At 56.1% G+C, this 10106-nt stretch carries 12 protein-coding genes; 11 read left to right on the top strand and 1 reads right to left on the bottom strand.

Features of this window, described 5'->3' with window-relative positions:
* Positions 1 to 86 precede the first annotated feature (86 nt).
* From cysK to lysS, 11 genes are all read left to right on the top strand, one after another.
* Positions 87 to 1031: a cysteine synthase A gene (gene cysK, locus PT964_RS24140; RefSeq protein ID WP_274365924.1), complete on the top strand. Its 945-nt coding sequence runs from the start codon at positions 87 to 89 to the stop codon at positions 1029 to 1031.
* A gap of 242 nt (positions 1032 to 1273) precedes the next feature.
* Positions 1274 to 2836: an anthranilate synthase component I family protein gene (locus PT964_RS24145; RefSeq protein WP_274365925.1), complete on the top strand. Its 1563-nt coding sequence runs from the start codon at positions 1274 to 1276 to the stop codon at positions 2834 to 2836.
* A gap of 18 nt (positions 2837 to 2854) precedes the next feature.
* A complete protein-coding gene (gene pabA, locus PT964_RS24150) occupies positions 2855 to 3442 on the top strand; it encodes an aminodeoxychorismate/anthranilate synthase component II (RefSeq protein ID WP_274365926.1) in 588 nt (195 codons plus the stop codon).
* Positions 3439 to 4323: an aminotransferase class IV gene (locus PT964_RS24155; RefSeq protein WP_274365927.1), complete on the top strand. Its 885-nt coding sequence runs from the start codon at positions 3439 to 3441 to the stop codon at positions 4321 to 4323. The genes pabA and PT964_RS24155 overlap by 4 nt, the downstream gene beginning before the upstream one ends.
* Before the next feature lie 74 nt (positions 4324 to 4397).
* Positions 4398 to 5198: a dihydropteroate synthase gene (gene folP / locus PT964_RS24160; RefSeq protein ID WP_274365937.1), complete on the top strand. Its 801-nt coding sequence runs from the start codon at positions 4398 to 4400 to the stop codon at positions 5196 to 5198.
* Positions 5185 to 5622 carry a dihydroneopterin aldolase gene (gene folB, locus PT964_RS24165; protein WP_274365928.1) on the top strand — a complete coding sequence of 146 codons (438 nt, stop codon included), beginning with the start codon at positions 5185 to 5187 and terminating at the stop codon, positions 5620 to 5622. The genes folP and folB overlap by 14 nt, the downstream gene beginning before the upstream one ends.
* Positions 5619 to 6149, top strand: a complete 531-nt coding sequence (folK, locus tag PT964_RS24170) for a 2-amino-4-hydroxy-6-hydroxymethyldihydropteridine diphosphokinase (RefSeq protein ID WP_274365929.1) — start codon at positions 5619 to 5621, stop codon at positions 6147 to 6149. Before folB ends, folK begins: the two co-directional genes overlap by 4 nt.
* On the top strand, positions 6089 to 6292 hold the full coding sequence (locus PT964_RS24175) for a helix-turn-helix domain-containing protein (RefSeq protein ID WP_274365930.1): 204 nt from the start codon (positions 6089 to 6091) through the stop codon (positions 6290 to 6292). Before folK ends, PT964_RS24175 begins: the two co-directional genes overlap by 61 nt.
* Before the next feature lie 33 nt (positions 6293 to 6325).
* Entirely contained in the window at positions 6326 to 7369 is a 1044-nt protein-coding gene (dusB, locus tag PT964_RS24180) for a tRNA dihydrouridine synthase DusB (protein ID WP_274365931.1), read from the top strand.
* A 152-nt stretch (positions 7370 to 7521) separates the two neighbouring features.
* Positions 7522 to 7998: a transcription elongation factor GreA gene (gene greA / locus PT964_RS24185; protein WP_274365932.1), complete on the top strand. Its 477-nt coding sequence runs from the start codon at positions 7522 to 7524 to the stop codon at positions 7996 to 7998.
* An 80-nt stretch (positions 7999 to 8078) separates the two neighbouring features.
* Positions 8079 to 9584: a lysine--tRNA ligase gene (gene lysS, locus PT964_RS24190; RefSeq protein WP_425262794.1), complete on the top strand. Its 1506-nt coding sequence runs from the start codon at positions 8079 to 8081 to the stop codon at positions 9582 to 9584.
* Positions 9585 to 9926: 342 nt separating this feature from the next.
* Here lysS and PT964_RS24195 read toward each other — a convergent pair.
* On the bottom strand, positions 9927 to 10106 hold a 180-nt coding region (locus PT964_RS24195), incomplete at its 5' end, for a hypothetical protein (protein WP_274365934.1).

Raw genomic sequence — 10106 nt, forward strand, 5'->3', positions numbered from 1 at the left:
TAGTCAAAACCTACCTGTTTACTCGGAATAGACTTTCGACTTCGCCGCTTAACCGGCGGAGCCGCCAAGGAGGAGTCATTGGTATTATGGCTAAATTGGTACAGAATGTAACGCAATTGATCGGGGACACGCCGCTTGTGAAGCTGAACCGGGTCGTGCCGGAAGACAGCGCCGAAGTGTACGTGAAGCTGGAGTATCAAAATCCGGGCTCGAGCGTGAAGGACAGAATCGCCATCTCGATGATCGAAACCGCCGAGCGCGAAGGACGTTTGAAGCCGGGCGACACGATTGTAGAGCCTACGAGCGGCAATACCGGAATCGGCCTCGCCATGGTTGCTGCGGCTAAGGGCTACAAAGCTATTCTTGTTATGCCGGAGACGATGAGCATGGAACGCCGCAACCTGCTGCGGGCCTACGGCGCCGATTTGGTGCTGACTCCCGGACCGGAAGGCATGAAGGGCGCCATTAAGCGCGCCGAGGAATTGGTTGCGGAAAACCCGGGCTACTTCATGCCGCAGCAATTTAAAAATCCCGCTAACGTGGAAATTCACCGCCGCACGACGGGACCTGAAATCGTGGAAGCCATTCAATCGCACGACGGCAAGCTTGACGCGTTCGTAGCGGGAATCGGCACGGGCGGCACGATTACGGGCGCAGGCGAGGTGCTTCGCGAGCATTTCCCGGGCATCCAAATTATCGCCGTCGAGCCTTCGGCATCGCCGGTGCTTTCCGGAGGCAAGCCCGGTCCGCATAAGATTCAAGGCATCGGCGCAGGCTTTGTGCCGGACATCTTGAATACGGAAGTATATAACGAAATCATTACGGTGGAGAACGAGGACGCATTCGCCACTTCCCGCCGCGTTGCGCGCGAAGAAGGCATTCTCGGCGGCATTTCGTCCGGCGCCGCGATTTTCGCTGCGCTCCAGGTCGCCAAGAAGCTTGGCAAAGGCAAGCGCGTTGTCGCGATCATTCCGAGCAACGGCGAACGTTACCTCAGCACGCCGCTTTATCAATTCGACGAAAATCAATAAGGCTTGCAGCCGAGAGCGCTTGCCGTCATTGCGACGGCAGCGCTTTTTTTTGCTATAGCGGCTGCGGGTTCGAAGGAATAAGGCGGTGAAACCTCACTATTTGTCTCCGACGAGTTGTTTCGGATAAATAGCGCTGTGAAACTTTCTTATTTGTTCGGCGTATCCTTCCTCTTGTCCGGCGGAATCAGTATACTAAAGTTCATATGAGACAGCGATACGAAAAAATGGGGTCGAAACCGAAAATGATTGCGTTCGAACAATGGGTGGCGTGGAATGCGGCGGGGGAGTACACCTGCTTTCCTTATGCCGAGGTGTATGAATTGGACCGGGATCGTATCCCTTCTTGGCACGGGCTGTGGCGGGAAGCCGGAGAGAGCGCGTTCGTGCTGGAAAGCGGGAAGGGCGGACGGTACACCTTCATCGGTGCGGAGCCGCTGGAGTGGATCGAGGGAAATTTGGAGCACGGTGTTCTGCATTCGGTTGAGAATGAAGACGGCGGCGGCCCCGTAAGAATGGACGGAGCTCCTCTGGAGGTGCTGCGGAAATGGACGAGCCCGTTCCGGTCGCCGAAGGTTGCCGGTCTGCCGAAGCTTTCGGGAGGCATCGCCGGCTATCTCGCCTACGACGTCGTTCGAACGCTGGAGAAGCTGCCGAACGACGCAGCCGCCGATAGTTTGCTGCCGGATTATTGGTTCATGCGGGTCGGCCGGCTGTGGGCGATCGATCATGAAGAATGCAAGCTGTATTGTGCCGTTCATGCGTTTTTGCCTGTTGGGGCGCTGGCTTTCAATGAGGGGGATTTGCTCCGTTCGTACGAGGACTGCGTACGGCAAGCGGCCCGAATGAAGCTGCAATGGGACGGCTGGATCGAGCGTGCGGACGGCGGGGATAGGGGCGCCGCTTCGGCAGCTTCTCTTGACATCGATGTCTCGGCCATTCCGGGGCTTGAAATGTCACTTGACGGGCGCCGGTTTCAAGACGCGGTGCGAGCGGTACAGCAGTACATCGCGAAGGGCGACGTGTTTCAGGTCAACCTGTCCGTGCGGCAGTCCAAAGCGCTGACTGCCCCGCCGGAAGACGTGTACGAAACGCTCCGCTTGCTCAATCCGTCGCCGTATATGGCGTATCTTCGGCTGCCTGGAAACCGGGCGCTCGTCTCCGCATCCCCGGAGCTGCTCGTCCGGCTGGAGGACGGCCGCCTTTCGACCCGGCCGATTGCCGGAACGCGCCCCCGCGGCATGAGCGACACGGAGGATGAGGACCTTCAGCGGGAGCTGCTGCTGAGCGAGAAGGAGCGGGCGGAGCATATTATGCTGGTCGACCTCGAGCGCAACGATCTCGGGAGAATCGCTGCCTACGGGACGGTTCGGGTAAAGGAGCTCATGGCGGTCGAACGGTATTCGCATGTGATGCATATCGTGTCCGAGGTGGAAGGCACAGTGGCCGAGGGCAAGGACGCTTTCGATGTGATTGCGGCCGTATTTCCGGGCGGGACGATAACGGGAGCGCCGAAGATCCGTACGATGGAAATTATCGAGGAGCTGGAGCCGGTGCGGCGCGGGCCGTATACGGGTTCGATCGGCTGGATTGACTATAACGGGAATATGGAATTAAATATTACTATACGTACGCTTGTATACGCCGGCGGCAGGGCATCCGTGCAATCCGGCGCGGGCATTGTGATCGACTCGGTGCCGGAAAACGAGTTTCGCGAGTCGCTGAACAAAGCGAAGGCGCTGTGGAAGGCTGTCGAAATGACCGAGCGGGAGCAAGAAAGCGTGTGTCATAGAGCTGAGACGAGCTGAGAAGGAGGAGTAAGAGCGATGATTTTGGTAATCGACAACTATGATTCGTTCACGTACAATTTAGTGCAATATTTGGGGGATCTTGGCGAAGAGGTCGTCGTTCGACGCAACGACGAGATCGGTCTTGACGGGATCGCCGAGCTGCGGCCGGACCGGATTTTGCTGTCTCCGGGACCTAAAACCCCGGACGATGCGGGGGTTACATTGTCCGTTATCGAGCGCTTCAAGGGAGAAATTCCGATCTTGGGCGTATGCTTGGGGCACCAAGCGATCGGGCAAGCGTTCGGAGGCGAAGTCGTCCGCGCGGAGAAGCTGATGCACGGCAAAACGTCGCCGATCCTTCACGACGGAAAGACGATTTTTGAAGGACTGCCTTCGCCGTTTACCGCGACCCGTTACCACTCTCTTATTGTGAAAAGGGAGACGCTCCCGGATTGCCTTGAAATTTCGGCATGGACCGAGGAAGGCGAAATTATGGGGCTTCGGCATAAAGAGCATCGAGTGGAAGGCGTGCAATTCCACCCGGAATCGATCATTACGGAGCACGGGCTTACGCTGCTTCGCAACTTTGTTCAAAGCGAGCCGGCCCGGGAGAGCGCGAGATGAAGCTTTGGCTGAACGGACGCATCATTAATGAAGAAGAAGCCGTGATCCCCGTGAGCGATCACGGCTTTCTATACGGTATGGGCTTATTTGAAACGTTCCGTACGTACGGCGGGGAACCGTTTCTGCTCGAGCGGCACGCCGCAAGGCTTGCGGACGGATGCCGGGCGCTGCGGTTCGCCTGGAAGCCGAACGCAGCGGAGCTTCGGGACGCCGTTGCCGGGCTGCTGGCGGCGAATTCGCTCGAGGATGCTTACGTCCGGGTATCGGTTTCCGCCGGAGCCGCTCCGCTCGGGCTGCCTGGCCCCGAAGGGTATTCGCGTCCCAATGTCATAATGCATATGAAGCGGCTGCCGCCGGAACCCTCGGATCCGATGGCAAAAGCTAAAGCCTTGGTACGCCTTGACATCCCGCGCAGTTCGCCCGAGCAGGCCGTTCGGATGAAATCGTTCCAATATATGAACAATATATTCGGCAAGTGGGAGCTGCTCGAAAAGCAAGCGGGCAATGCGGAAGGGCTTTTTTTGAATGAAGAAGGCTATGTTTGCGAAGGTTTGGTCAGCAACGTGTTTTTCGTTGACGCGGAAAGGCGGCTGGCCACGCCGTCGCTGGAAACCGGCTGTCTTCCGGGCGTGACTCGCGATTATGTCATGGAGCTTGCCGTCCGGCTAGGACTCGAAATCGCGGAGGGCTTATACCGTTGGGAGCGGTTGACGGAGGCTTCCGAAGTGTTTGTAACGAATTCGATTCAAGAAATTGCGCCGGTCTTGTCGCTGATCGACGAGAAAGGACGAGCGGTCGAAGTAAGCGGCGCACGGCCCGGGGAAGTTACGCTCCGGCTTATGGATGCGTATAAGGCTGCAAGAACGGAGGGGCTGCTGTGAAGAGCGGCAATGAAAAGCACCGGATTATCGATTGCAAAGGGATCCCGCTGACGATCGGGGAGCGCACCTTGATTATGGGCATCGTCAATGTGACGCCCGACTCGTTCTCGGACGGCGGGAAATATAATACGGCGGAAAAGGCGGTCGAGCACGCGAAACGGCTTATCTCCGAAGGAGCGGACATTCTCGATATCGGGGGAGAGTCGACGCGCCCCGGCCATGAGCCGGTACCTGCGGAGGAGGAGCTGCGCCGCGTTGTGCCGGTGATCGAAGCGCTGAAGCGGGAAAGCCTAGGCGTACCGATCTCCGTCGATACCTATAAGGCGTCGGTTGCGGAAGCGGCGCTGAAAGCGGGCGCGCATATAATCAACGACGTATGGGGCGGAAAGGCGGAGCCGGACATTTTGAAGGTCTCAGCGCGGTACGGGGCTCCGGTCATGCTCATGCACAACCGGTTCGATATGAATTACGGGCCGGATTTCGTGCGGGACGTGCTCGACGATTTGCGCGAAAGCGTAAAGCATGCGGTCGCCGCCGGAGTGCCGCAGGAGCATATCCTGCTGGATCCGGGCCTCGGCTTCGTCAAAAACTATGAGCATAATTTGCTGCTCATGAACCGGCTGCGCGAGCTCGTCGCGCTCGGTTATCCCGTCGTCCTGGGGACGAGCCGCAAGCGTTTCATCCGCGAAACGCTTGACGGCGCCTCTCCGGACGACGTGTTGGAAGGGACGGTCGCCACGACCGTCCTGGGCATCGCGCACGGCGTTCATATCGTGCGCGTGCATGACGTGCGCGCGAACAAGCGCGCCGCCAGAGTGGCCGACGCGATTGTCCGCGCCGGCGAAGGAGGGCTCACACATCATGTTACTGTATGACGATGGAAAATCGAATCGATATGACATTATGCGGCTGGACCGGATTCAATTGTACGGCAGGCACGGCGTTTTTTCGGAGGAAAATAAGCTCGGTCAACGCTTCTATGTTTCGCTTGAGCTTCGGATAGACTTGTCGAAGGCCGGTCGTACGGACGACCTGGAGGAAACGATCAATTACGCTGAGCTGTATCAAACGGTAAAGGCCGTTGTGGAAGGGCCGCCGCTCAAGCTCATAGAGGCGCTGGCAGAGACTATCGCTTCCCGTCTGCTTGACGCTTATGCTAAAATACATGAAGTAACCGTGAAGGTCACCAAGCCGCATCCGCCGTTCGACATTGTATTTGACGGCGTTACGATTGAAATCACACGAGCTCGGGAGCCGGCAAAGCGCAACCCGATCGGGTTCGGGGAGAACGGCGCATGACGACGGAAGCGAAAGTTGCATACCTGGGATTAGGCTCCAATGTAGGCGACCGGGAACGTCAGCTGTTTGAGGCGATTCGCCTGCTGGACGCCGTGGAGAATACGAGCGTAACGGCCGTATCCCGGGTATATGAGACGGACCCCGTCGGTTATCTGGATCAGCCGGCGTTTTTGAATATGGCTTGCAGGCTGGAAACGGCGCTCTCGCCGCAACAACTGCTGCAGGCCGTTGCGGTCATCGAAGGCCGGCTTGGCAGAGAACGCATCATACGCTGGGGACCTCGAACGATCGATATCGATATATTGTTGTACGATGATTTGAAGCTGGATACGCCGGAATTGACGATTCCCCATCCGAGGCTTCTGGAGCGCCTGTTCGTACTTGCGCCTCTTCGGGATGTGATGCCGAACATGGAGGAACGACTGTCGGTTCAGCTTACCCAAGACGGTTGCGATGGAGTGAAAATATGGACAACTACGACAATCTTTCCGGAAAAATCCGAGCGTTCCGCAAGCTTAAAGGGCTGACCCAGAACGAGCTTGCCGACAAAATCGGCGTCTCCGTTGCGGTGCTCGGCTCGGTGGAGCGCGGAACGCGCAAGGCGGACGCCAAGCTGCTCCGCAGCATTGCGGAGGCGCTCGGCATCGATAGGGACGAATTAACGGGTTAACTCATAGAAAGACGACAGCAGGGAGGGAAAATAATGACACAAGCACAAGCAAATGCGCAAACTCAAAAAAAGCTGAAAATCGGCGAGATCGAGATGAAAAACAATGTCGTGCTCGCACCGATGGCGGGCGTGTGCAATCCGGCCTTCCGCCTCATCGCCAAAGAATTCGGCACGGGCTTAGTATGCGCCGAAATGGTGAGCGACAAAGCGATCGTGCACGGCAACGCGCGGACGATGGAGATGCTTTACGTCGACGAGCGCGAAAAGCCGTTGTCCCTTCAAATTTTCGGCGGGGACAAAAATACGCTTGTAGCGGCGGCGAAGCACGTCGACAAATATACGAACGCCGATATTATCGATATTAACATGGGCTGCCCGGTTCCGAAGGTGGTCAGCTGCGACGCGGGCGCGCGCTGGCTGCTCGACCCGAACAAAATTTACGAGATGGTCGCTTCCGTCGTTGATGCCGTAGAGAAGCCGGTAACGGTCAAAATGCGCATCGGCTGGGACCATGAGCACATATATGCCGTCGAAAATGCACAAGCTGTAGAACGGGCCGGCGGGAAAGCGGTGGCCGTTCACGGACGCACCCGCGAGCAGCTTTATACCGGCAAGGCGGACTGGAACGTCATTCGCGATGTGAAGCAAGCCGTATCGATTCCTGTCATCGGCAACGGGGACGTCGTTACGCCGGAGGACGCGAAGCGGATGCTGGAGACGACCGGCTGCGACGGGGTTATGATCGGCCGCGGCGCGCTCGGCAATCCTTGGATGCTGTATCGCACGGTGGAATATTTGACGACCGGCGAATTGCCGCCGGACCCGGACGGCGCGGAAAAGATGCGCATCGCCATGCTCCATCTCGACCGGTTGATCGCTTTGAAGGGCGAGCACGTGGCGGTGAAGGATATGCGGAAACATTTTGCATGGTATTTGAAAGGTCTTCGCGGATCCGCAGAAGTGAAAAACCGGATCATGGAAGCTACGGAAAGAAGCCAAGTCGTCGCCATTCTGGACGACTATGTTCGTTCCTTGGCCGAAGCCGGCGAAGCGGAAAAAGCGGTTTCCGTTGTTTGACATTTCCGGTGCCTTGAAATATAATCGTGACTAAATTTAGCGCCGAACCTGTGTAATATTATTAGCAGCGTTCATATATTATTGACATAAACCGAACCGTCAACGCTCTTGTGGCGGCGCACGAAAATTTTCCAATGACGGGAGTTCTGGGAATGACGGAGAAAGAAGTCATTTTAACCCAAGACGGGTTAAAGAAGCTTGAAGAAGAGCTTGAACACTTGAAATCGGTGAAACGCCGCGAGGTTGCCGAACGGATCAAGGTTGCGATCGGCTACGGCGACATCAGCGAAAACTCCGAGTATGAAGACGCCAAGAACGAGCAGGCTTTCATCGAAGGACGCATTATTACCCTTGAGAAAATGCTTCGCAACGCGCGGATCATCAACAACGACGAAGTCGACACGGAAACGGTGAGCGTAGGCTCGATCGTTACGCTTGAAGATTTGGAATTCAAGGACATCGTTGAGTACAGCATCGTCGGTTCTGCGGAATCCGATCCTTTGAAGAACAAAATCTCCAACGAAAGCCCCGTGGGCAAGGCGATTTTGGGCAAGAAGAAAGGCGCGATCGTCGATGTGACCGTACCCGCCGGCGTTATTCAATATAAGATCGTCGATATCAAGAAGTAAGAAACAGCCAGAAGCTTCCTCTCGGAGGCTTTTTTGGTTCTAGGGCGGCCTAGGAATATTTCCCTTTAGGAGTGGACGAGTTGAGCGATACGGAACAACAACAAGAGTTAAGTGAGTTGCTGCAAATTCGCCGGGACAAGCTGGATGAGCTTCGCGGTTTAGGAGTGGACCCGTTCGGCCATAAGTTTGAAAGAACGGACCATGCGGGCGAACTTTTGAAGCGATATGGCGAGAAGACGAATGAAGAGCTGGAAGCGAATACGATCAACGTGTCCTTGGCAGGCCGCATTATGCAAAAGCGCGGCATGGGCAAGGCGTCTTTCGCGCACATTCAGGATCTTTCCGGCAAAATTCAAATTTACGTCCGTCAAGACGAATTGGACGAGGCGAAATATAAAGCGTTTAGCATGCTGGATTTGGGCGATATTGTCGGCGTCCGCGGGTATTTGTTCAAGACGAAAACCGGAGAGCTGTCGGTTCGCGTACAAGAGCTTGAAGTGCTGTCGAAGTCGCTCTATCCGCTTCCGGAGAAATTCCACGGGCTGAAGGATATCGAGCTTCGCTACCGCCAGCGGTATGTGGACTTGATTATGAACCCCGAGGTTCAGCAATCGTTCATTACCCGGTCGAAAATTATTCAGTCCATGCGGAGATATTTCGACGGACTCGGCTTTTTGGAGGTTGAAACGCCGACCCTGCATGTGATTGCGGGCGGCGCCACCGCGCGTCCGTTCATTACGCACCATAACGCGCTGGACATGCAGATGTATATGCGAATCGCGATCGAGCTTCACTTGAAGCGTCTGATTGTCGGCGGCTTGGAGAAGGTGTACGAAATCGGCCGGGTATACCGGAACGAAGGGGTGTCGACGCGGCATAACCCTGAGTTTACGATGCTTGAGCTTTACGAGGCTTACGCCGATTACCAAGATATTATGCGTTTGACCGAAAATGTGATCGCGCACATCGCTCAAGAGGTGCTTGGTTCGACGACGATTATGTATCAAGGCGTAGAGGTGGATTTGAAGCCTCCGTTCCGCCGTGCGCATATGGTCGATTTGATCAAGGAAGCGATCGGCGTCGATTTCTGGGCGCAAATGACCGACGAAGAGGCGCATGCCTTGGCGAAGGAGCATAAGGTGCCGGTCGAGCCGTCGCATACGTTCGGGCATATTGTGAATGCCTTCTATGAGAAGTTCGTCGAAGAGACGTTGATTCAGCCTACGTTCGTGTACGGGCATCCCGTGGCGATTTCGCCGCTGGCGAAGAAGAACGAGGAGGATCCGCGCTTCACGGATCGTTTCGAGCTGTTCATTGTCGGCCGCGAGCACGCGAATGCGTTCACCGAGCTGAACGATCCGATCGATCAGAGGCAGCGCTTTGAGGCGCAATTGCTGGAGCGCGAGCAAGGCAACGACGAGGCGCACATGATGGACTACGATTTCATCCGCGCGCTCGAATACGGCATGCCGCCGACCGGCGGGCTTGGCATCGGCGTCGACCGTCTCGTTATGCTGCTGACGGATGCGCCGTCGATTCGCGACGTGCTGCTGTTCCCGCATATGCGCGCGCAGCGAATTGAGTAGTTGTTTGGTGGTTGGGCGGGCCGGTTCTCTTTTGCGAGGGCCGGTCTTTTGTTTTGCTGAGCGGGCTAACGGAACCGAATGTCCGCTAATTTGCGGTTGTTTACATAATATCGGCGATTAACGGAACGGGCTGACCGCTAAATCGCAATTTTGGCGGAAAGCTGCGAATATTAGGCTGGTTAGCGGACAAATCGTTCCGCTATTTCACATAAATCGGGAGGTTTGGTTCGATTAGCGGACAAACGGTTCCGTTAGCTTTTCATGCGGGAAAAACGGGGAATATTGAAGTGCCTTAAATTGGTATAATAAAATGCTTGCGTACTGAGTTTGGGTTGTGATATATTATTGCTTGTCGCCGCGAGAGCGGTTGACGGCGAAGGACACGGCAGCTGAGGCAGCAGGAAGCAATTTCCGGTTGCAAATGCACGACCTTCTGTGGTAATCTAGTCTTCCGGCCGAGAGGTCGAAGACGAGCTTGCTCCTTGAAAACTGAACAACGAGCACGGACTTTTCGAAGGTGTC

The organism is Paenibacillus thermotolerans (assembly GCF_028745515.1).
Lineage (GTDB): Bacteria > Bacillota > Bacilli > Paenibacillales > YIM-B00363 > Paenibacillus_AE > Paenibacillus_AE thermotolerans.